The sequence below is a fragment of the Desulfosarcina alkanivorans genome, from assembly GCF_009688945.1.
GTDB lineage: Bacteria > Desulfobacterota > Desulfobacteria > Desulfobacterales > Desulfosarcinaceae > Desulfosarcina > Desulfosarcina alkanivorans.
The window spans coordinates 5,204,196-5,226,036 of record NZ_AP021874.1 but is presented as its reverse complement, the minus strand read 5'-3'; the positions used below and the strand labels follow the sequence as shown (position 1 = coordinate 5,226,036).

25 protein-coding genes are annotated in these 21,841 nt (G+C 58.7%); 10 read left to right on the top strand and 15 right to left on the bottom strand.

Annotated features, from left to right (window positions below):
• The first annotated feature begins 21 nt into the window (after nucleotides 1–21).
• From DSCA_RS22960 to DSCA_RS22950, 3 genes are all read left to right on the top strand, one after another.
• The gene (locus DSCA_RS22960; protein ID WP_155318669.1) at nucleotides 22–456 is read left to right on the top strand and encodes a methylglyoxal synthase; all 435 of its coding nucleotides are present in this window, start codon (nucleotides 22–24) and stop codon (nucleotides 454–456) included.
• 64 nt (nucleotides 457–520) lie between these two features.
• Entirely contained in the window at nucleotides 521–1,147 is a 627-nt protein-coding gene (locus DSCA_RS22955) for a DsbA family oxidoreductase (RefSeq protein WP_331457123.1), read from the top strand.
• A gap of 52 nt (nucleotides 1,148–1,199) precedes the next feature.
• Nucleotides 1,200–2,051 carry a hypothetical protein gene (locus DSCA_RS22950; protein WP_155318667.1) on the top strand — a complete coding sequence of 284 codons (852 nt, stop codon included), beginning with the start codon at nucleotides 1,200–1,202 and terminating at the stop codon, nucleotides 2,049–2,051.
• Between the two features lie 10 nt (nucleotides 2,052–2,061).
• On the opposite strand, the gene DSCA_RS22945 is transcribed toward DSCA_RS22950, so the two are convergent.
• Nucleotides 2,062–2,556, bottom strand: coding sequence for a regulatory protein RecX (locus DSCA_RS22945; protein WP_155318666.1), 495 nt, complete (start codon nucleotides 2,554–2,556; stop codon nucleotides 2,062–2,064).
• Between the two features lie 86 nt (nucleotides 2,557–2,642).
• Here DSCA_RS22945 and DSCA_RS22940 point away from each other — a divergent pair, with 86 nt between their 5' ends.
• Entirely contained in the window at nucleotides 2,643–3,179 is a 537-nt protein-coding gene (locus DSCA_RS22940; RefSeq protein ID WP_155318665.1) for a glycine cleavage system protein R, read from the top strand.
• Nucleotides 3,180–3,199: 20 nt separating this feature from the next.
• Here DSCA_RS22940 and gpmI read toward each other — a convergent pair whose 3' ends face one another.
• The 8 genes from gpmI to rplU form a co-directional block, all read right to left on the bottom strand.
• Complete coding sequence (gpmI, locus tag DSCA_RS22935) at nucleotides 3,200–4,744, bottom strand: 2,3-bisphosphoglycerate-independent phosphoglycerate mutase (RefSeq protein WP_155318664.1); 1,545 nt, start codon at nucleotides 4,742–4,744, stop codon at nucleotides 3,200–3,202.
• A gap of 74 nt (nucleotides 4,745–4,818) precedes the next feature.
• Nucleotides 4,819–5,232, bottom strand: a complete 414-nt coding sequence (gene rsfS, locus DSCA_RS22930; protein WP_155318663.1) for a ribosome silencing factor — start codon at nucleotides 5,230–5,232, stop codon at nucleotides 4,819–4,821.
• Nucleotides 5,229–5,894: a nicotinate-nucleotide adenylyltransferase gene (gene nadD, locus DSCA_RS22925; RefSeq protein ID WP_155318662.1), complete on the bottom strand. Its 666-nt coding sequence runs from the start codon at nucleotides 5,892–5,894 to the stop codon at nucleotides 5,229–5,231. Before nadD ends, rsfS begins: the two co-directional genes overlap by 4 nt.
• 40 nt (nucleotides 5,895–5,934) lie before the next feature.
• A complete protein-coding gene (locus DSCA_RS22920) occupies nucleotides 5,935–7,191 on the bottom strand; it encodes a glutamate-5-semialdehyde dehydrogenase (protein ID WP_155318661.1) in 1,257 nt (418 codons plus the stop codon).
• A 28-nt stretch (nucleotides 7,192–7,219) separates the two neighbouring features.
• Entirely contained in the window at nucleotides 7,220–8,365 is a 1,146-nt protein-coding gene (proB, locus tag DSCA_RS22915; protein ID WP_155318660.1) for a glutamate 5-kinase, read from the bottom strand.
• Nucleotides 8,337–9,359 (bottom strand): GTPase ObgE, encoded by a 1,023-nt coding sequence (obgE, locus tag DSCA_RS22910; protein WP_155318659.1) that lies wholly within the window; start codon nucleotides 9,357–9,359, stop codon nucleotides 8,337–8,339. The genes proB and obgE overlap by 29 nt, the downstream gene beginning before the upstream one ends.
• The gene (rpmA, locus tag DSCA_RS22905) at nucleotides 9,356–9,610 is read right to left on the bottom strand and encodes a 50S ribosomal protein L27 (RefSeq protein WP_155318658.1); all 255 of its coding nucleotides are present in this window, start codon (nucleotides 9,608–9,610) and stop codon (nucleotides 9,356–9,358) included. Before rpmA ends, obgE begins: the two co-directional genes overlap by 4 nt.
• A gap of 80 nt (nucleotides 9,611–9,690) precedes the next feature.
• Nucleotides 9,691–10,002 (bottom strand): 50S ribosomal protein L21, encoded by a 312-nt coding sequence (gene rplU / locus DSCA_RS22900; protein ID WP_155318657.1) that lies wholly within the window; start codon nucleotides 10,000–10,002, stop codon nucleotides 9,691–9,693.
• Between the two features lie 222 nt (nucleotides 10,003–10,224).
• On the opposite strand from rplU, the gene fdhD reads away from it, so the two are divergent.
• Together fdhD and DSCA_RS22890 are read left to right on the top strand one after the other, a co-directional pair.
• Complete coding sequence (gene fdhD / locus DSCA_RS22895) at nucleotides 10,225–11,031, top strand: formate dehydrogenase accessory sulfurtransferase FdhD (protein WP_155318656.1); 807 nt, start codon at nucleotides 10,225–10,227, stop codon at nucleotides 11,029–11,031.
• Between the two features lie 13 nt (nucleotides 11,032–11,044).
• Nucleotides 11,045–12,067 (top strand): tRNA dihydrouridine synthase, encoded by a 1,023-nt coding sequence (locus tag DSCA_RS22890; RefSeq protein ID WP_231716251.1) that lies wholly within the window; start codon nucleotides 11,045–11,047, stop codon nucleotides 12,065–12,067.
• 118 nt (nucleotides 12,068–12,185) lie between these two features.
• Here DSCA_RS22890 and DSCA_RS22885 read toward each other — a convergent pair whose 3' ends face one another.
• The 6 genes from DSCA_RS22885 to DSCA_RS22860 all read right to left on the bottom strand — a co-directional run bounded on the left by DSCA_RS22885 (nucleotide 12,186) and on the right by DSCA_RS22860 (nucleotide 16,271).
• On the bottom strand, nucleotides 12,186–12,953 hold the full coding sequence (locus DSCA_RS22885; protein ID WP_155318655.1) for a TSUP family transporter: 768 nt from the start codon (nucleotides 12,951–12,953) through the stop codon (nucleotides 12,186–12,188).
• A 128-nt stretch (nucleotides 12,954–13,081) separates the two neighbouring features.
• Nucleotides 13,082–13,303, bottom strand: a complete 222-nt coding sequence (locus tag DSCA_RS22880) for a hypothetical protein (protein ID WP_155318654.1) — start codon at nucleotides 13,301–13,303, stop codon at nucleotides 13,082–13,084.
• A 342-nt stretch (nucleotides 13,304–13,645) separates the two neighbouring features.
• The gene (locus DSCA_RS22875) at nucleotides 13,646–13,939 is read right to left on the bottom strand and encodes a hypothetical protein (RefSeq protein ID WP_155318653.1); all 294 of its coding nucleotides are present in this window, start codon (nucleotides 13,937–13,939) and stop codon (nucleotides 13,646–13,648) included.
• 99 nt (nucleotides 13,940–14,038) lie between these two features.
• Entirely contained in the window at nucleotides 14,039–14,500 is a 462-nt protein-coding gene (locus DSCA_RS22870) for a universal stress protein (protein WP_155318652.1), read from the bottom strand.
• Nucleotides 14,501–14,539: 39 nt separating this feature from the next.
• The gene (locus DSCA_RS22865; protein ID WP_167527922.1) at nucleotides 14,540–15,541 is read right to left on the bottom strand and encodes a protein kinase family protein; all 1,002 of its coding nucleotides are present in this window, start codon (nucleotides 15,539–15,541) and stop codon (nucleotides 14,540–14,542) included.
• Complete coding sequence (locus tag DSCA_RS22860; protein ID WP_155318650.1) at nucleotides 15,531–16,271, bottom strand: cytidylate kinase-like family protein; 741 nt, start codon at nucleotides 16,269–16,271, stop codon at nucleotides 15,531–15,533. The genes DSCA_RS22865 and DSCA_RS22860 overlap by 11 nt, the downstream gene beginning before the upstream one ends.
• Nucleotides 16,272–17,274: 1,003 nt before the next feature.
• Here DSCA_RS22860 and DSCA_RS22855 point away from each other — a divergent pair.
• The 4 genes from DSCA_RS22855 to DSCA_RS22840 all read left to right on the top strand — a co-directional run bounded on the left by DSCA_RS22855 (nucleotide 17,275) and on the right by DSCA_RS22840 (nucleotide 21,778).
• Nucleotides 17,275–18,123, top strand: a complete 849-nt coding sequence (locus DSCA_RS22855; protein ID WP_155318649.1) for an HDOD domain-containing protein — start codon at nucleotides 17,275–17,277, stop codon at nucleotides 18,121–18,123.
• Between the two features lie 43 nt (nucleotides 18,124–18,166).
• Nucleotides 18,167–18,511, top strand: a complete 345-nt coding sequence (locus DSCA_RS22850) for a hypothetical protein (RefSeq protein WP_155318648.1) — start codon at nucleotides 18,167–18,169, stop codon at nucleotides 18,509–18,511.
• Between the two features lie 378 nt (nucleotides 18,512–18,889).
• Nucleotides 18,890–19,933 carry a helix-turn-helix domain-containing protein gene (locus DSCA_RS22845; RefSeq protein ID WP_155318647.1) on the top strand — a complete coding sequence of 348 codons (1,044 nt, stop codon included), beginning with the start codon at nucleotides 18,890–18,892 and terminating at the stop codon, nucleotides 19,931–19,933.
• 294 nt (nucleotides 19,934–20,227) lie between these two features.
• Nucleotides 20,228–21,778, top strand: coding sequence for an ABC transporter substrate-binding protein (locus tag DSCA_RS22840; RefSeq protein WP_155318646.1), 1,551 nt, complete (start codon nucleotides 20,228–20,230; stop codon nucleotides 21,776–21,778).
• The last annotated feature ends 63 nt before the right edge of the window (nucleotides 21,779–21,841 follow it).

Below are 21,841 nucleotides of genomic sequence, written 5' to 3'. Positions count from 1 at the left end.
TCCACAACCTGGAAAACGAGCATGAAAAAAACCAAACGAATTGCCCTGGTGGCCCACGACGAACGCAAGGAAGACCTTCTGATGTGGGTCCGCCGGAACACGTCCACCCTGGCCAGGCACCAGCTTTTCGCCACCGGAACGACCGGCAAGCTATTGGCCGACCAGTGTGGCCTCTCCATCAGCCGCATGAAAAGCGGCCCCCTGGGAGGTGACCAGATGCTCGGGGCCATGATTGCCAAGGGAGATCTGGATGTGCTCGTTTTTTTTTGGGATCCCATGTCCGCCCAGCCCCACGACGTGGATGTCAAGGCCCTGCTTCGGATGTCCGTTCTCTACAATATCCTGACCGCCTGCAACCGGGCCACGGCCGACTTCATCATCTCCAGCCCCAGTTTCAACAGGGCCTATGAGCAGGAAATCAAGGATTACAGCACGTACATCCGCCGGCCGGTGTAAGCGCTGCCGGCGACCGCAAACCACGAGGCCGTGCCGCCAAGTGGAGGAAAGGAAGGCCGAAAAAATGAAACGCGCCACCCTGGAAGTTTATTCCGACTACATCTGACCCTGGTGCTACTTCAGTACCGGGCGTATTGAACGGCTTCAGACCGCATTTCCCATTGACGTGAAATGGACATCTTTTCCACTGCACCCGGAAACGCCCGAAGGGGGCCAGACCCTGGAAGAACTGTTTGCCGGACAGCCGGTGGACATTGCAGGGATGCTGGCTCGCCTGAGGGGTGTGGCCCGGGAGCTGGACCTGCCCTTCGGGGATCGAAAAATGACCTTCAACAGCCGCCTGGCACAAGAACTGGGGAAATGGGCCGAGGACCAGGGGTGCGGCGATGCCTTTCACCGCGCCGCGTTCCTGGCCTATTTCCAGCGTGGGGAAAATATCGCCCGCAAACCGGTCTTACTGCAGATATGCGCCGCCGTGGGCCTGGACCCGGCGGCCGCAGAGGCGGTAATCGATCAACGCTCCTGCCGTGAGGCCGTGGACGAGGATTGGCGCCGGTCCCGCCGGATGGGAATTACCGCGGTGCCGACCTTTGTTCTGGATGACCACCGGCTGGTGGGCGCCCAGTCCTACGCGGCATTGGAAACCATGGTGTTATCCGCTGGGATAAACCGGCAGCATGCCGGCAGGTAACGGGTTGAAACCCCTCCTCCGGCATTCCCTGTCCCGTGGTGCGGGGCTTCGGATGAGAACCATTACAGGTGCAGGCCTGATTCTGGTTGCCGTGCTGGTCTCACATGCCCGGGGCGACCTGACCGGAAGGTGGTCCGGCAACGATGGGGGCACTTACTATCTGCGCCAGACCGGCAGCCGGGTGTATTGGTTCGGGGAATCCACCGAGGTTAAACCGGCATGGTCAAATGTATTTTCCGGCCAGGCGAGCGGCAACCGTATCAAGGGCCACTGGGCCGATGTGCCCAAGGGACGAGCCGCCGGTTCAGGAACCCTGGAACTGGAAATTGGAAAAGAGGGGAACGCCCTGCGGATCATAAAAAAGACAGGCGGATTCGTGGGTTCGCGCTGGACCCGCCTGGCAGGGCAAGCCGCCGGCAGCCGGCCGCTTCCCCCCTTGAAGCCCTCGGGGAAGGATGGCTGCACGAGATTCAACCCGGCCACGGCAAGCGTTCAATACGTGAACGGAAGATGGAAAATCGTTGACGGGGGTCGCTGGCTGTTTGATTTCGGTCGAGGTGAAACCGAAGCACGCCGGGCAATGAAGGTAATCAGGCACTACCGTTTCGACCGATCCTGCGTCGTTGGCCGGCCGCAGGCCTCATTTACCTATATGCTGGCCAAAGGCGGAAGCCCATCGGGCGCCATGGCCGGTGAGAATTGCGTGGCCTTCGATCCGGGAACGCTGAAGGTAAGCAAAATCCAGGGCCGCTGGAAGATCCTGTCCGGCCGGCGATGGCTGTTTGATTTCGTCCGAAGCGAAACCGAGGCACGCCGGGCCCTGTCCGTTATCCGGCGCTACGGATTCAGCCATTCCTGTTTCGTGGGCCGGCCGAACGCCGGTTTCACCTACCTGCGCCGCTGAGCGACGGACTTCAGACGTCGCCGATGGCCCGGTTGATGACGATGGGGGCAAACCCGCGGCCGGCCAGAAACCGATAGGCCTTCTGGCGCCGCTTCCACGGATCGGCCTCACGGGCCAGGCGGGGCTTTTTTTTTTCCAGCACGCGCCCGGCGAGGCGGACCTGGGCATCTTCGTCCCCGCAGCAGCCCAGGGCATTTTCGACCACCTGGTCATCCAGTCCTTTTTGGGAGAGCGTCTGGCGAACCCGCAACGGGCCGTATCCGCTTCGGACCAGGTGGCCGGCCATGGCCGTGGCGGTTTTCATGTCGTCCAGGTACCCCAGTTCGCGGCATCGTGCCATGGCGCCGTCGATGGCGACACGGCCATAGCCCTTTTGCCGGAGTTTAACCGCCAGTTCCCGGCTGGTATGGTCCCGCCGGGCCAGCAACCGGAAAGCCGTCTCCAGGGCAGCGGCGGCGGCCTGGCGCGAAGACCTGTCAGATTGTCGCAGACGATCGTTTTTCATGGAATTAACGGCCAACCCCGGTAATCAATCGAATCGGCGGGTTGGCACAGCCAGGGGGTGCCCCATCCCCGCAGAGAGGAGCCTTTATGGGACAGCGATTCATTTTGACCGCCTTCGGCAAAGACCGGCCCGGAATTGCCGCCGACGTCACTGAGATAATGTATGAAAACGGCTGCAACCTGGAGGAGACCTCCATGACCCTGCTGGCCGGTCAATTCACCCTGATCCTGCTGTTTACGGCCGGGTCGGCAGACGTGGCGGACCCCCTGTTCAAGGCCTGCCGCCGGCTGGAACAGGAAAAAGGCATCTCCGCTTTTCTCCGCCCCATCGAACCGAAGGAAACGGTTAAGTCCGGCAACGGGTTCATCTCCCGGACACTGCATGTGGAGGGGCTGGACCAGGCGGGTATCGTCTACAAGATCAGCCGCTTTCTGGCCGACCAGCGCATCAATATCGCCGACCTCAAATCCACCGTCACGGCCTCGCCGCAAAGCGGCACGGCATTGTACGTGATGGACATTCTGGTTCAGATTTCCACCGATACGGACCTGGATGCGGTGGAGAAAGGGTTGTCGGCCGTGGCCGACAGCCTGAACGTCGATATCGCCCTGTCAGCGGATTGAACCTGACCGGCGCGGATCGATCAGCGCTCGAGCAGGCTCCGGCCGGTCATCTGTGCCGGCTTGTCCACACCCATCAGTTCCAGCAGGGTAGGCCCGATGTCAGCCAGACGGCCCTCCCTCAGCCGGACCGACTTGAGGTGGTCGTCCACCAGCAGCAGGCGGACCGGATTGGTGGTGTGGGCCGTATAGGGCTTTCCATCCGAACCGGCCATCTTTTCTGAGTTGCCGTGATCGGCGGTGACCAGGGCCACGCCGCCCTGCCCCAGAAGTGTGTCGATCACTTTCTTCAGGCAGCGATCCACGGTTTCACAGGCCTTGACAGCGGCGGCCATCACGCCGGTATGCCCAACCATGTCCATGTTGGCAAAATTCAGCACGATAAAATCGTATTTCTCCGCATCCAGCCGCGCGACCACTTCGTCGGCCACCTGGGGGGCGCTCATTTCCGGTTTCAGATCGTAGGTGGCCACCTCCCGGGGGGAGGGAATCATGCAGCGGTCTTCATTTTCAAACGGGGTCTCTTCGCCGCCGTTGAAAAAATAGGTCACATGGGCATACTTTTCGGTTTCGGCAATGCGCAGTTGGCGGAGCCCCTGCCGGCTGATCACCTCCCCCAGAATATTATCCAGATGAACGGGGCCAAAAGCCACGGGCAGGTCGAACCCCTCGTCGTAAAGGGTCATGGTGGTGTACCCGCAAAGCGCCGGAACCATCCGGCGCTCAAATCCGGCAAAATCTTTATCGTTAAATGCGCGGGTGATCTCCCGGGCACGGTCCGCACGAAAATTGAAAAAGACAATACCGTCACCGTCCGTCACCCTTCCCACCGGTTGGCCGTCTTCCCCGACAACCGCCACCGGCTCGACGAATTCGTCGGTCTCCCCGCGGCCGTAGGCGGTTTTGACGGCAGCCACCGGATCGGTTGCCGGCCGGCCCCGGCCTTCGGTATAGAGCCGGTAGGCCTTTTCCACCCGATCCCAGCGCAGGTCGCGGTCCATGGCGTAGTAACGGCCGCAGACGGAGGCGACCGATCCGTTACCGGTCGTCCGGATGTGGTCCTGCAATTGCTTCAGATAGCCGGCCCCGCTGTCCGGCGGGGTGTCCCGGCCGTCGAGAATGGCGTGCACGAATACCCTGGAAAGCCCCTTTTGACGGGCCATGTCCAGCAGGGCGACAAGATGGGTCAGCTGGCTGTGAACACCGCCGTCGGAGACGAGTCCCATGAGGTGCAGCGCCCCGCCACGGCCGGCAACCGTATCCATGATGCCGCATAGCGGCGCGTTATCAAAAAAGGACCGGTCGTCGATGGCCGTGTCGATCCGCATCAGGTCCTGGTAGACGACGCGCCCGGCACCGATGTTCATATGCCCCACCTCACTGTTGCCCATGATGCCGGCGGGCAGGCCCACATCCTGGCCCGAGCAGCGCAGCTGTGTCGACGGACAGGCGGCCTGGAGCCGGTCCAGAAAGGGCGTACGGGCCATCAGGACGGCATTGGTGGGTTCATCGGCACCGATCCCCCATCCATCAAGGATGATCAGCATGTGGGTTTTTTTCCGCCTCATCTTTCCCCCAAAATTGGATTATTGCTGCGACGACCGATAATGCCGCTGAAACCATCGCTCCGATGCCTGTCCGGCTATTCGATGAAAACCGATTCGTCGACATCCATATCCTCATCCGGATAGTCGGCCGCCTGCGCCAGGCTTTCCGTACGGATACGGCGGGCATCCGACCACAACCCCTCCAGGTCGTAAAAGCTGCGCGTGCTTTCGTAAAAAACATGGATCACGACATGCCCGTAGTCCATGAGCACCCAGTGGCCCTCCTTGAGGCCGTCCACACTCAGGGCATGGATGCCCTGCTTTTTAAGAACACGCTGGATATGTTCGGCTACGGCGCTCACCTGCCGGTTGGAGGTCCCGTGGCAGATCAGAAAGGCGTCCGCCAGGCTGGTGAGGTGGCGAACATCCAGAAGGATCGGGTTTTTGGCTTTTTTCCCTAAAGCCGCTTTGACATAAATGTCCAGGTCGGCGTCACTCGTCTCTGTCATCGATAAAGTCCTTTTCGTTCAATATAAGCGTTTACCGTGTCTGGAACAAGGTCACCAATGGTTTTTCCCGCCCTGATCCGCTGACGTACCCGACTGGAGGAGATGTCTACCGGAGCGGTCGGCAGCAGATGGATGCAGCTCCCGCCGGCTTCCCGCCAGCACGTCCCCAGCTCGCAATAATGATAAACGCCTGACAACCGGGACCGGATATAGCCGTCCAGCCGGCCGGCATCGTCGCGGGCTGGCGTCGGGCCGCTCCCCGGTCGGGAAACCACCACCGGCTGGATCAACTCCAGCAGTCGGCGCTGGTTTTTCCAGGTGTGGATCTCCAGAAACGCATCCATCCCCGTAATCAGGAAAAGCTCGGCGCCGGGAATGATCCGGGTGCGAAAATGGACCACCGTGTCGATGGTGTATGATGGGCCGCTGCGCTGGATTTCGACATCCGACAGCTGGTAGCGGGGGTCTGCAGGCAGGGCCAGCTGGATCATCCGCATCCGCTCCCCGGCCGGGGCCAGGTAGGCGGGGAATTTGTGCGGCGGCACCCGGCAGGGAATGATGTACAGCCGATCCAGGGAAAAATGATCGAGAACCCGTTCCGCGGCCATCAGATGCCCCCGGTGGATCGGATTGAACGTTCCGCCGAAAAGTCCTGCTCGCATGGATGCTTCCCGTGCCTGACGGTTACCGAGGGGGCCGGTGCTACTCCCGGACCTGCCCGTCGCCCAGTACCACGAACTTTTGAGTGGTCAATTCCTTGATCCCCATGGGGCCGAAGGCGTGCAATTTGGAAGTGCTGATGCCCATTTCAGCACCCAGGCCCAACTGGCCGCCGTCATTAAACCGTGTCGATGCGTTGACCATCACCACCGAGGCATCGACGTTACGGACAAATCGGTGCGCCCGGCCGAAATCGCTGGTGACAATGGTCTCGGTGTGAAGCGATCCGTATCGGGCGATATGGGCCATGGCCGCTTCCATATCGGCGACCACTTTGACCGCCAGTGTCAGGTCCAGGTATTCTTGGGGCCAGTCCGCATCGGTGGCGGGGGTGATGCCGGTCAGGATGTCACAGGTCAGCGGACAGCCCCGCAACTGCACGCCCGCTGCATCGAACCGCCGGGCCATGGCCGGAAGGAACTCCCGGGCCATCTGCCGGTGGACCAGCAGGGTCTCCATGGCGTTGCACACACCCGGCCGCTGAACCTTGGCATTGAAGCAGATCGCCTCGGCCATTTTAAGGTCGGCCGTCTGGTCCACAAAGACATGACAGACCCCTTTGTAGTGTTTGAGCACGGGCATCTTGGCATTTTCCACCACAAATCGGATCAACCCTTCACCGCCGCGGGGAATAACCAGGTCCACGAATTCCTCCTGGGCCAGCAGGGCGGTGACCGCCGCCCGGTCATCCGTGGGCACCACCTGGGCGGCCCGGGACGGCAAACCCGCCGATTCCAGGGCCTGGGCAATGACACCGGCAAGGGCCCGGTTGGAATGCAGCGCCTCGGACCCGCCCCTCAAGATGACCGCATTTCCGGACTTCAGACAAAGTCCGGCGGCATCGATGGTGACATTGGGCCGGGACTCGTAAATGATACCGATCACGCCCAGCGGGATGCGCATCCTGGAGACCCGCAGCCCGTTGGGCCGGACCCGGGTTTCGCCCATGGTGCCCACCGGGTCGGGGTAGGCGGCCACTTCCCGCAGACCGCCGGCCATGGCAGAAATGGTATTCTCCGTGACGGTGAGCCGGTCCACCATGGCAGCGGAAAGGCCGGTTTCCTCCGCCCGCTGCAGGTCTTTGCGATTTTCACGGAAAATCCGTTCCGCCTGCTGTTCCAGCAGATCGGCCATGGTTGTCAGGGCCCGGTTCTTTCGAGCCGCATCACTCCGGCCGATCACGCCGGCGGCCTGCCGGGCATCCCGGGCCATTTGTCCGATGGTGCGGTGGATATCCATTCGAATTCCTTTCCAAAGGGGTCGCGCTTCAGGCAGCTTCCGGTTCCCCGGTAATGACCAGGTTGTCCCGGTGGATCACTTCGTCGTAGGTTTTCTGGCCCAGGCGGGTTTTGATCTGGCTGGTCTTGAGCCCCATGATGTTTCGAATCTCGTCGGCATTGTAGTTCACCAGCCCGTTTCCGATCACCTGGGATCCGTCGGTGACGACCGCGACAACGGCGCCCACGGGGAACTGCCCCCGGACCTCGACAATGCCGCTGGGCAGCAGGCTTTTTCCGTTGTTCAGCAAGGCCGCGGCCGCACCGTCGTCGACACGGAGCGTTCCCTGGGGGTTGACCGTGTATCCGATCCAGCATTTCTTGCGGTTCAATTTGTGCTCCCGGGGAACGAAAAAAGTGCCGTGGGGCTCACCCGCTGCCAGACGGATCAGAATGTCCGGCCGGTAGCCCTGGGCAATCACCATGGGAATCCCCGAGGCGGTAACCTTGCGTGCGGCTTTGATTTTACTCAGCATCCCCCCCGTACCCAGGGCGCCGGGAATGTCTCCCGCATATGCTTCGATGCGCTTGCTGTAGGTGGCCACCCGGGGAATCAGCCGGGCGTCCGGACAGACCCGGGGGTCCTTGTCGTACAGGCCGTCGATATCGGTAAGATTAATGAAAATGTCGGCATCCAGCAGCAGGGCGATCATGGCGGCCAGGTTGTCATTGTCGCCCAGCTTGATCTCTTCCACCATGATGGTGTCGTTTTCATTGATAATGGGCACCACCTGCCATTCGAGCAGGGTGTTCATGGTGTTCCTGGCGTTCAGGTAACGTTTGCGGCTGGTGAGATCATCGCTGGTGAGCAGGATCTGGGCCACTTTGCGGTTGAACCTTGAAAAGGCCTTCTCCCACTCCCGGATAAGCCCCGCCTGACCGATGGCGGAAATGGCCTGACGCTTGGGGATGGCTTCGGGTCGCGTGGAAAAACCCATTTTTTTCATGCCCGACGCCATGGCCCCCGAAGAGACGAGAATGACCTGGATGCCCTGGTCGAGAAGCCGGCAGATCTGGCTGCAGATGGAGGCGATGGCATCGATGTTCAGACCGGCCCGGGCGGTCAACACATTGCTGCCCACCTTCACCACGGCCCGTTGAATGGCGTTAGTCTTTTTCTTCCGATTCGGCTTCATCGAGTTGATCCAGCAGGGTACAAAGGGTTGCCGTCAAATGATCGAGACCCTGGCCGGTGGCGGCGGAAATCCGGATCAGGTCATCCTTGCCGTAGGCGTGCTTGAAAAATGTGGCCGCATCCTCCGCCCAGTCCACGTCCATCTTGTTCAGTACGACGACCTGGGGTTTTTCGGCCAGGGCCGGGCTGTAGCGATGCAGTTCCCGGTTGACGGTCTCGAAGTCTTTCAACGGATGGTCCGGATTGACAGCGGCCACATCCACCAGATGCAGCAGAATGCGGGTCCGCTCCACATGGCGCAAAAACCGGATGCCAAGGCCCGTGCCCGTGTGGGCCCCCTCGATCAGCCCGGGAATGTCGGCGACGATGAAGGGTTCCCGGCGGCCGGTCCGGACCACACCCAGATTCGGCGTCAGGGTGGTAAACGGATAATCGGCAATCTTGGGCCGGGCCGACGACAGGTTCGACACCAGCGTTGACTTCCCGGCGTTGGGCAGCCCCACGAGCCCCACGTCTGCCAGCAGTTTCAACTCCAACCGCAGGTTCAGCGTCTGGCCCGGCTCACCCGGCTGGGCGAAGCGCGGCGTCCGGTTGGTCGATGATTTGAATCGGGCGTTTCCCAGCCCTCCCCGGCCGCCTTTTGCAACGACAAAGACCTCGTCAGGGTCGACGAGGTCTTTGAGAAGTTCTCCGGTGTCGGCATCGATCACCAGGGTGCCGGGCGGCAGCTCGATGATCAGGTCATCACCGCCCTTGCCGGACCGGTTGTTTCCCTGCCCGCCGGCCCCGTTTTTGGCCTTGTAATGCCGGTTGAACTGAAGATGGTACAGGGTGCGTTTTTTGGTGGTCGGCCTGAAAATGATATTTCCGCCGCGCCCCCCGTCACCCCCGTCCGGTCCGCCCTTGGGAATGTATTTTTCCCGCCTCAGGCTTACGCATCCGGCGCCGCCGTTGCCCGACTGGACGGTAATGCGTGCTTCGTCAATGAATTTCACGCGGCATAGACGCTGACCTGTTTACGGTCCCGGCCTTTCCGTTCATAGGTAACGACACCGTCGATCAGGGCAAACAGGGTGTAGTCCTTTCCCATTCCCACATTGACCCCGGGATGGATCCGGGTGCCAACCTGGCGGACCAGAATATTGCCGGCGAGAACATCCTGCCCGCCATAGCGCTTGATTCCCCTGCGCTGGGAGTTACTATCCCGACCGTTTTTGGAACTACCGGCTGCTTTCTTATGTGCCATGGTTTTCTCCTCAATAACAAAAGGGCGCCGAACCGAATGACGATCGAACGGCAACCCTTGCAGGTGTTTCGGAAAAAGAATTACGCCTCGATGCGGTCGATGCGAACGGCCGTGAACGGCTGGCGATGACCCTGCTTGCGGCGATACCGTTTTCTGCGTTTATATTTGAAAACAATGATTTTCTTGCTCTTGCCCTGGGCCACGATCTGCCCGTGAACCGTTACCCCGTCTACATCGGGCTGGCCGATCTTGACATTTTCGCCGTCGGAAAATATAAGGACTTTGTCGAAATCGACCGATGACCCCACGTCCCCGGCGAGCTTTTCAACCCTGAGAATGTCACCTTCCTCGACCTTATATTGTTTACCGCCTGTGGCAACCACTGCGTACATGTTCCTGCCCTCCTGTGTATACCAAATCCATCATCCTGAATTCAAAAAATAAGAAATATTAAACTTTCCCATCCCGTTGTCAAGAAAAAACTGTGCGGGGCCCTTTTGGCAAAAGACGTGGACAACCATGGGTGAATCCTTATAATTAGGGTCTGCCCGGAAAGACGGAACCATCAGCCGGCGACCGGCGGCAACAACCCCACACAGCTGAAGGAAAATCTTATGGTGGACAGTCATGATCGCCGAATCCGCATTGTAAAAAACGGGCGGACCGAATCCGGAGCCATCGCCCTCGTGGGCGAAGAACCCCTGTCCATCCGTGTCCAGGGGTCGCCCTATGCCGTCGTCATGCGCACCCCGGGCGCCGAAAAGCCCCACGTGGCCGGCTTTTGCCTGGGAGAAGGCATCGTGGACGCCCCCGGGGACCTGGCCAACATTGCTTTCTGTGACGGTGAAGACACCAATGTGGTCACCGTCACCGTGACCGACGCGAGGCGAAGGCGCATCGCCGACCATCTGGATCGGCGAACCTATATCAGCCAGACCTCCTGCGGCATCTGCGGCAAAACGATCGTCGCCGATCTGGTCCAGGCGCTCTCCCCCGTGGCGGACCTCGACCCGCTGGACGGCACGGGGACGCTGGGCTGCCTGCTGCGGCTGGGCGACCACCAGCCCTTGCGGGATAAAACCCGGGCCGCCCATGGCGCCGCTATCTATGACCATGCCCTCAACCCGCTTTCCGTCGCCGAGGATGTGGGCCGTCACAACGCGCTGGACAAAGCCATCGGGAGCCTTTTTCTCGACGGGAATCTCGATCAGGCACGGTTGCTGACCCTCAGTTCACGCATCAGCTACGAGCTGGTTCAAAAAGCCGCCCGGGCGAGAATTCCCGTTATCCTGGCCATTTCACGACCCACCGCACTGGCTGTCCGGCTGGCCGAGGCGCTGAACATGACCCTGGCCTCGCTGGGAAAAGACGACAGCCTCATGGTCTATTGCCATCCCCACCGCCTGGCCTGGCCGCAATAGGGCCGGCCCGACGATGATGACAGAGCTGGTTTCACGACTCAATCGCCCCCTGGCCATCGCGGGGACCACCATTGATCGCCGGCTGGTTCTGGCGCCCATGACCTTTTTGGGTCATATCGCCTTTCGTGAACTGCTGGCCGGTTTCGGCGGGTATGGCCTTCTCTTCGGGGAGATGTGCAGTGCGCGCCGAATCCCCCGGGAAACACCGGGCCGTTCCGCCTATTTCCGCTGGCGGGAGGCGGAGCGTCACCATCTGGTAATGCAGATCTTCGGCGCGGACCCGGCGATCATGGCCACGGCGGCCCGCATTGTCGAAGACAACGGCGTATACGGGGTGGACCTGAACTTCGGCTGCAGCGTGGCCGCCATCTGCAAACAGCAGTGCGGCGCGGCCCTGCTGAAGTCGCCGGACCAGGCCGCCCGCATCGTGGACGCGGTACGCCGGGCCGTATCGATCCCCTTGTTCGTCAAATTTCGCACGGGATGGAAGAACGACCCGGCCATTCCGGTGGAACTGGCCCGCCGGTTCGAGCGTGCCGGGGCCGATGCCCTGACCTTTCATCCCCGGGTCGCCCCGGATCGGCGCTCCCGACCGCCCCGCTGGGACTATATCAGGCAGGTCAAAAAGGCCGTATCCATTCCGGTATTGGGCAACGGCAACGTGTTTGATGAAACCGATTGCCTGAGCATGCTGACGTCCACGGGGTGCGACGGCGTGGCCATCGGCCGGATGGCCATCGCCCGCCCCTGGATCATGGCCCAGATGGCCGGGGTGCGGGTTCCCGATCCCGGCATCTACCGGCGCACGGCCATTGCGCTGCTGGATCTGATGGAGCGGCATTTCGATGCCCGTCGGGCGCTGCGGCGGTACAAAAAATTCGCCCTCTACTACAGCGCCAATTTCAAGTTCGCCCACAGTTTTTTCAAACGCATCGGCAATGCAGCCGATTTAAAGGCGTTGCGGGGAGAACTGGATTCATTTTTCAGCGGGAATCCGGAGACGGTTGTCCGGCCCAACATGAATTTTTTTCAATAACGCCGGCGTGATTCAATTCGAGGCAGAAAATGATCGGCAGGCAGGCCATCGGCTGAGGATCAGCCCATAGAGACAGGGAAGCCAGGCAGATGTTGTTCTGGTTCGGACGTCCTGGCCCTCATTGGGCGGCATAGGTCGCATGGGCCATCTTGATGATGGTGGCCGCCACCACAACCAGAAAAAAAACGCGCACAAACCCCGTTCCTTTGTGGATCACCAGCCGGGATCCGGCAAAAGCCCCGAGCATCTGCCCCGCGCCCATCAGCAAGCCCGCGGAAATCACCACCTGATGACCGGCAAAAAAAGCCCCCAATGCCACGATGTTGCTGGTGAAGTTGAATATTTTGGTGTGGGCGGTGGCTTTTTTCAGATTCAACCCCAGGACAGCGACCAGGGCAATCGTCCAGAACGCCCCGGTTCCCGGACCGAAAAATCCATCGTAAAACCCCAGAACCAGTCCGGCACAGCCGAAAAAAACGGGTGCGGCCATGGATGGCCGTCGGTCCAGCCGGCCCAGATCCGGTGAAAACAGGGTGTAGAGAAAAACACCGGCCAACAGGATCAGGATAATGTGCCGGAGGGAATCCGGGGAAAGCACCTGGACCGTGACCGTCCCGGCCAGTGCGCCCAGGGCGGTAAAGATGACGCCCGCGGGAATTTCAGGCAGGCTGACCAGCCCCTTGCGCGAATAGGTAAAGGCGGCGGTCATGCTGCCGAAGGTGCCCTGGAGTTTGTTGGTGCCCAGGGCCAGGTGGGGCGGCATGCCGGCGGCGAGCAGCGCCGGCAGGGAAATGATTCCGCCGCCGCCGGCGATACTGTCTACGAACCCGGCAAGCAGGCCGGCAAGCCACAGCCAGAAAAGTGCATAAAGGGACAAGGATTCCATTGACAGCCTGTGATGCCGTTCAGAGGTTGGTCAGCGGGACAGCGTCCGAAATCGTGGGCTTAATAGCGGGAATGAAACGCGGGGTCAACGCTAATCGCCGACGCGCATCGGAAAAGGTTTGCGTCGGCTCAAACATAAAGGTTGACGATCATGCCGATGCAGGCATCACCGACGAGACGGCCGTCACGTCGGTAGGCCATTCCATCGTCCGGTTCAGATGCAACCGTGCGGCCCCCCTGCTCCAGCAGCAAGGGGCCGCCGGTGGGTTCACCGAACTTGAAAGACGAATCGGCGCCGGCCCGAACCGGGGCAAAAAAGGGGACGGGCACCAGTGCAGTGGATTCCGACATGTTCTGGCTTTCATACCATTTAAAATTAAGAACCAAGAGGTTACATGCAACTACCGTACACACACGGCACAAAATCATAACCACTTAAAATTTTTGTTAAAAAAGCAGATACGACACCGGTTTTTTCGGCGGGTTGTTTTTTTTCCCCGGTCGTTCTTGCCCAACCGGGCCATATCTGCCCATCGGCGGGTCGCCGTTGGACCTGCCGGGAAAGCCTGCACAACCCATCGCCCCCCCCCCTGCGGGTACCGTCGCAGGGGCGGCATCCCCCGGCCGGTCCAGATCGGTTTTTCGAAACGGGAACCGGCGGTGGAAAACCATCCCGGGTGATGGCGTCGCCGGTCAACGCAGGGTGGCCGGCGGGGTGATGACGGTGTTCTCAAAAATCAGACCGGGTTGTCCGGCGCCATCCCGGGCGAGAACAACGCGGGCGTCACTGCCGCCGGAAAGAACCGGCCACCGGCTTCTCAACTGTTGAAAATCAAAGGCGAGAAGGGCCTGTTCGAGCAGTTCAAGTTCCTTTTCCAGGTTGATCTTCCCGGCTTTCGCCTTGAAATAGCGGGACATGGCGGCATTGCTGCGGCGCTTCAGTGCCGTTTCGATACAATGGCGGGTGAGATCAAGTTCGATATTCATGGCTGTGAGACCTTGCAGGCAATCCTGCTGAAAATGCAAAGAAGATGGCAGGCAGGATATCATCAATGCGAACCAATAAACAAGTGATGCCAGGTGGTGTTATTGAACCACCCAAACGGTGCGCCTGCGGACATGGCTGACAATTTGCCTGGAAACGGATCCGAAAAGGAACTCCTCCTTTGGAGACAGACCCTGTCGGCCCACAACGATGGTTCCGGCATCCAGCGACGCCAATTCCTCAAGGATCAGCCGTGCCAGTGAAGGACCGTCCCGCTGGGCGATACGGATGGCCACGTCACCGGGAGAAAACCCCTCTGCAACCAGCAGGTCCCGATAGCCGGCCAGCCATTTTTCCGCTTTCTCACGGCCAGCCCCGATCCAGCGTTCGCGCTCCTGTGGTGATGAAAAATAATCCCCTTCCGGTGCATGAATGATGTTCAGCAGGGTTACGGTATATCCTGCCAGCCCGCCCAGGAACGACCCGACATATTCCACGGCGCGCCGGGAATTTTCCGATCCGTCTACGGCAATGACCATATGATGGCGCATTAAACGGTCCATTCAACGTCCTCAAAACGGGTTTGACCCGCCGATAACCGCTCAAAGAGAAACCCGGGCCAGATCCTCAAGAAGCTGATCGACGTGTTCGTAATGCCAGTTGGCGCCCACCGAGAAATGCAACAGAATGCGATTCAGCGATTCAGGCACATACGGATAGATTTTTTTCAGGTTGGCCAGCCGATGATGGAAGACAATGTTGCGGTCCCGGGAGGTGAGCCTGCCGATGGACGGATGGGCCCGTCGAAAAAGGTCCGGCACAAGCAGATCCCCTTTGCCGGTCAGGTAGATCAGGATGTTGCCGATGCCGAACAGATCGTACCCATATATGTTTTCACGAGGGCGGTAGTTGAAATCAAAATCGATCCATCGGTAATGGCCGCTTTCACGGTCGATAATGATATGATCCCGCCTGATGTCGCCGTGCTTCTCTCCCCGGGCGTGAAGATAGCCGATCGCTTCGATACATGCTTTGAACCGATCGAAAATTACCGGGAAGTCATTATAAAAATAGGTCCGGTGACTGCCGGCCATCTCTTCGATGGTGTCGTATAAGGATTTCCCGTAGATGAAATCCAGCACACGAATAATGTTTCCCCGGCTGTCGAAGGTGGCGAAGCCCTGCATGAAATGAGGATGGCCAGCCACCCGGCCCAGGATCCGCGCCTCTTTGCGGGGGCTGCGAAAGCAGTCGAAGGCGATGTTTCCGATGTGGGCGGTGAATTGTTCGTAAAATACCAGCTTGATTATTTTTCGCTGACCGCTTTCCAGGTCCACGGCGCGCTTTACCCAGAACTTTTCCTGGTCATCCAGCCCAAAACGGCCTTCTTTGGCATTGTTCAGGATCAGATAGGGACGACCGTCCAGGATCAGCACATCGCCGTAATCCACCCGGTAAAAATCGGTGGCATCGGTATGGCACCGGTACCGGCGGCGATCGGCAAGACTCGGAAACCAGGTGGCGACGCGCTGCGAAATGGCCTCGTCGGTGGTCACTGCCGTCAGGGCGGAACGGCTCTCCGGCGGGAGGCGATCAACCGGCATCCTTGAATTTTTTATCGAATGCCAGGGCAACGATGTCGGCCGCATCCCCGGGTCTTGAAAAATGATCCAGGTTCATCACCATGTCAAACTCGTATGGCGAAGCCGCTTTTTTACCGAACACTTTTTTGAAAAAGGCCGCCTGCTCCTTGTCGATGCCGGACAATTTTTTTTCGGCTTCAGCCTTGCCGATCTTCATGATATCGGCGATGCGACCGGCCCGGCGTGCATCGGAGCAGATACAGCGCACGGCCAGAACCCGTTCACGCGGAAGAATCAGATGGGTTCCCCGGCCGACGAATATGGTCGGTTCCAGGCCCGCGATGGCAATGACGGCACTGATCAGATGCCTGGAATAGTCGCTGTCGATAAACGCCTTTTCACCGAACAGGTATTTCAGTGTCCGGTTGACGTATCCCGGAAACCGTTCGTCAAAATAGGCGATGGCCTTTTCGCTGATGTTGGACTGGCTGGCAATCTGCTCGATCAGTTCCCGGTCCGCCACCCGGTATCCCAGCTTTTCGGCCACGATGTCTGCAATCTCCAGCGCGCCTCCACCAATCTTCCTGGAAAAGGCAATACAGGGCGGCAGTTCAAGCGGTGCCGCAGCCGCCTGTTCGGATGCATTTAGGGCCAACTGCCGTTTTTCCCATTGGCGGACATAATGCCCCACCAGTTTTTCGGAGCCGGGTTTTCGCTTGGCATAGGTTCCCGGAACGTAATTTCCAGCCATGGCGACCTCCTTTATCTGTTCACATATAAATGAATGTGCTGCCACCAACGGTCATTACCAAGCGAATCGCAATGGCTGTGCCAAGGATAAGAATGAATATATCTATCCGGTTTTGTGTGTTTTTTTGTGCTTTCAAGGAGCGAGGCCCCCGCTGAACCATGGGCCCGATGTCAGCTCTTTTTACACTTTGGAAAAAGAACCGGGGCGCGAAGGAAGTCCACGGGGCGGACATTGCCCGGGGGTGCCTCCATGGGCCGGGACATCGGGGCCAGTCGTATCCCGGCGGCAGGGCCATATGGGTCAGCCACGCGGTCTCCTCGCCTCTGCCGGAAGGGAAATCCCGGCAGCTGACGTTTTCCCGGATGCGGGCGACAACGGGGACGGCTCGGCTTCGAAAAGGGTTCGCTGCCGCCTGATTTTTTCCAGCCCCTCCCTTGAGATCGTGACCCGATCGACCACACCGAATGGCAGATCCGCCGGATTTGAAAAGTCGGCAGATGTCCGGCTGATTCCCGATCTGCGGTTGACGGGTACAAGTTTCTGATTGTCCACAATGAGATAAGGTGTATCATCGATCATGCACGCCCCCCCTTTGTTTCGAATCCGCACCTTCCCTCGACGCGTAATCATTCCGGGTCGGTTTCCCTGCTTCGCCGCGTCTGCCGCCAACCTCAGTTTTTGGGTTTACGTGAAAAGCTGAAGCCGGGACGCCACACGTTAATGGCTGCTTTCGTGTGATGCGTCCGCTTCGCGCACACCACGAAATGAAAAGAAATGAAGATATAGCAATAGGGTAAGGGCTTCGATGCATGTTTCAACTGCAATCGGATGGGGAGGATTTAGGAGTGTCATTCTATCACTGGCCGAGGGCCTTTTACCCCTTGAGGTCCGGGAGGACAGGCCGGCTCATTGCGGGAAGCGTCGTCGAATACGGGTCACCGCCATGGACTGAGGTTGAACTGATGATCGAAAAAGGGTAGAGGTAAAAAAAAGGAAAGACGGCATGCTGTCACTGGATCTGTTACTGAAAGAAAGCGAACGGATCGAGCCGGTACCCCAGGTGATTCACCAGCTGATGGATCTGGCCGACGACCCGGAAGTCCCTGTCTCGGAGATCACGGAGTTGATTCTTTACGAACCCGTGGTGACCGCCAACCTTCTGAAACTGGCCAACTCAGCCGCTTTCGGGTTCAAAAAAAAAGTGGACTCGGTTCATGATGCGGTGGTTCTGCTGGGGCTCAAACGGGTGGTTGAAATGGTGCTGCTCAACAGCGTGACCAAACCGCTCAAAGCAGCCCAAAAGGGTTACGGACTCGAAACGGGCCGACTGTGGAAACAATCCGTCTCCTGCGCACTCATGGCCAGGGCCATCGCCGAAAAAGTCGGGGTTTCGGAAAAACACATCGTTTTCACGGCGGCCCTGTTAAAAGATATCGGCGTTATCGTACTGGATCGGCACACGGGTGAGGCCATGCCGACCATCCGAAGGGCCATGGCGGCCGAGGGCCTGAGCCTGGTCGAAGCCGAGCGCCTGGCACTGGGTATCGATCATGCGCATCTGGGCGGCCGAATTGCCGGCAACTGGAACTTCAGCCGGGCGCTGGTCGGCACGATCCAAAATCACCATCTAACCGATGGGGTGGACGATATTCCCGAGGCAGCCGCGATGGTCTATCTGGCCGACAGCATGTGTTCCATGTCCGGCATCAACGGAGACCTTTTTTGTGGACATTACGCCCACTATGATCGGATCTGCGACCAACTCGGCATGTCAGAGGCGGCGGCAAACCGGATCATGTCCGATTTTTTTTCCCGCAAGGAGAATATTTACGGCCTGCTGGCAGTTCTCTGAAGGGCGGGCCGGTTGAAATTAAAATACAGGAGCGACTTGAACGATGACCCCTTATGAATTGGCCAAACTGATCCACATGGAATTGTCACCCGTTGCCCCCAGGCTGTCAGCCGCCATCAACCGCGCGCTGGTGGATATCGGAGAGGGCTCCGTGCTCGTTGGGCTGGGGCCCGGAACCAATGAAAACGACGACGTTTCATTCCAGGAATCGGAATCGATCAACGCCAGGGCAGGCGAGACTGATGGCGTTCTGGCAAAAATACATGAAATGATGTGGAAACTGGAGGAACACTCGTCCTGGAAGGTCATCATCGACAAAAAACCGGGCTATCGGAGCAACCGCCTGGAACTGCTTTACACCTTGATACGGACAAAAGGGGACCTGTAAAGATGCGGGGCGGTCGAATGACCGCCCCGCAGGCAGAAGGAGTTGGATGAAAGAAGAGGAGTTTTCTTTCCAGCGACAATCCCCCGATGTGCCGCTGTAAAACCAGCATCGGCACCTTCCGGCCCGGACTTTAGTTTTTTTTGATTCGACGATAACGATTGCCGGGCGTTCCTGGTCCCGGGCAGCGATCCGGGTCGCCGGGAGCCGCCCACCAACGATGGCATGCCCTCACCAAAAAATGATAATTTTATTTTCACACCATTGTTTCATTAATATTCCAACTCGAATTAAAAATCTTATTGCAACTTTATTGCAATTTAGCTATAGCCGTCTCACCATTAATTAACGTACGGCAAACCGTCAGCCCCCACATCGCGCATGCGCATTTTTGAAAACATCATCCGCCGCATCATTGAACGCAGCGGGCTGAAGCTGAACACCATCAGCAAGAGCTCCGGCATCTCCCACACCTACCTGACCAAGTTGGTGAACGACCATATCAACCGGCCGGGCAAGGACAAAATCGCCTCCATCATGCTGGCCCTGAACCACTCCATTGATGAAATCAACACGGTGCTGGCCGGATACGATTACCAGGCGCTGGATGAGCCGGATATTCCGGAAATACTGGAGAACAACCGAAAACGGAAAATCCAGGGAAACACCTTGTCGCTCTATGACGACATCCACGTCAAGCTGCTGCTGTCCCCCATGGAGCGCATGGGCGGCACCAAGATTCTGGTGAAAGAAGCGCCGTCGGTTCTGTTCATGCCCGACGAATTCTATCTGGGATACAAACCCGGAGCCGACCCGGCTGATCCGCCGGACAAGAATTTCCACCGGGCCTTTACCCGGGCCCTTTTCAGGGAGCGCAAAGCTATTTTTAAAAAAAGCTGCGATGCGGGCGCCCGTTTCGAAACCTTTATTTGCCGCGATTGTCTGGAGGACTACGTAAAAAAAGCGATGGCTGCCGGCAAGGGGGGGCAACAGGAACTGGTGCTGCGATTTTTCGCCAATGCGGCGGCGGCCATCCGGGCCACCCCCGACCAGCATCGGACGTGGATCATGGAGCGCTGCCCCTGGTTCGACTACATGATCCAGGGCGACGACCGCGAGGATCCGAAGGTGTTCTTCTTCGGCAAAAAAAAGCATGATTACGGTGCCTCCAGCCAACAGATCAACCTGCAGGGATTCACCTCGGATTCATCGTCCATGATCGAGCTCTTCAGAAATGAAACCAGGCTGTGCCGCAGCGCCATTGATCCGCAGCTGGAACAAAATTATCCACAGAACCTGATTGGTTATTTCAAAAATCTGTTCGCCCCCTACGGCTGTGACCGGAAGTTTGAATCGTTCATGGAACGGCCGGACCTTGCCGGCCCGGTGGCAATGGAAGGCGTCCATCGGCCCGGATCCATCTGAACGTCGACGTCCGGCCGGATGCAATTGCAATGACCGTGCAGGTGAAGCGGCAACCGGTGGAGGCACCCGGTTGCCGCGTTCAGGAACCCATGAAACATCGCAACATGGACGATTTCGCAGCCGGTCCGAGATCGAGGTTTACGAATCCACCGGAAATGAGGCATAGTGACCCTAGTTCCCCGTGATGAGGAATGAATGGAAACGCTATATAGATTGGCCTCAGGCGGGTCGGACTGTATACGGAACCGTCAACGTTGCCGTTTTCAACATCACACAACCAGGAGGAGGAGTGAAATGAAAAAATGTCTTGCAGTAATCTTGACCCTTGCCGTGTTTATCGGATTTGGCACCGCTGCCAATGCCGTCACCCTAAAGGTGGGCCTGGACGCTGATCCGGTATCCCTGGACCCCCAGGTTCAGCTGTCCGGTGGTATGCTGCAGCTTTCCCACTGGGTATTCGATCCCCTGGTCCGCTGGACCCAGGAGATGACCTTCGAGCCTCGTCTGGCCTCCCGCTGGGAGCGTCTCGACGACCTGACCATGCGCTTTTACCTGCGCGAAGGGGTGCGCTTCCACAGTGGCAATCCCTTTACCGCCAAGGACGTCAAATGGTCCTTTGACCGCATGAGAAAATCGGCCGACTTCAAAGGCCTGCTGGAGCCCTTCGACGGTTGCTACATCGTTGACGACTATACCGTCGACGTCAAAACCAAAAAACCCTACCCCCTGGTCCTGAACATGGCCACCTACTTCTTTGCCATGGATTCCAAGTTCTACACCGGCACCGATAAGAACGGTCAGCCCAAGGACATGATCCTCAAAATCGGGGAATCGTTTGCCCTGAACAACGCCTCCGGCACCGGTCCCTTCATCGTGACCAAAAGAGCACACAATGTGGTTCTTGAGATGGAAAGAAACAAGGACTACTGGGATACCCAGTCGCCGGGCAATGTCACCAAGTTCATCCTGACCCCCATCAAGGAGAACGCCACCCGAGTGGCCGCCCTGCTTTCCGGCGACGTGGATTTTATCTCTCCGGTTCCCCCCCAGGATTTCGACCGCATTGAAAAAGACAACAAACTCAAACTGGTTATGATCAACGGCGGCCGCATCATTACCTTCCAGATGAACCAGAAGCGCCGTCCCGAATTCCGGGTGAAAAAGGTACGCCAGGCCATTGTCCACGCGGTCAACAACGCCGGCATCGTCAAAAAGATCATGAAGAACAAGGCGACCCTCGCCGCCCAGCAGGGCCCCAAGGGCTACGCCGGTTACAAAGAGAGCCTGGTACCCAGGTACGACCTTAAAAAAGCCAAAGCCCTCATGAAAGAGGCCGGTTTTGCCAACGGCTTCGAGATAACCATGATGGCCCCCAACAACCGCTACGTCAACGACGCCAAAATCGCCGAAGCCACCGCCCAGATGCTGGGCAAGATCGGTATCAAGGTCAACCTGAAGACCATGCCCAAGGCCCAGTACTGGAACGAGTTCGACGCCCGGGCAGCCGACATGATGATGATCGGCTGGCACTCCGACACCGAAGACTCCGGCAACTTCTCTGAATTCCTCATGATGTGCGAAAACAAAGAGACCGGATACGGCCAGTACAACTCCGGCTACTGCAACCCCGATGTGGATGAACTGGTGATTGCCGCCCAGTCCGAGACAGACCTGGCCAAGCGCGCCAAAATTCTCCAGGAAGTTGAGCAGATCCTCTATGACGATGCGGCCTTCGTGCCGTTTCACTGGCAAAACCACGCCTATGGCGCCAAGCAGAATTTGATGATCAAGCCGATCCTCAACTCCATGAACTTCCCCTACTTTGGAGACCTGGTCATCAAGTAGGGGGTTGTATCGTTTGGCATTCATCCAACCATCGTCCCCCGGGCCCCACGGCTCGGGGGACGA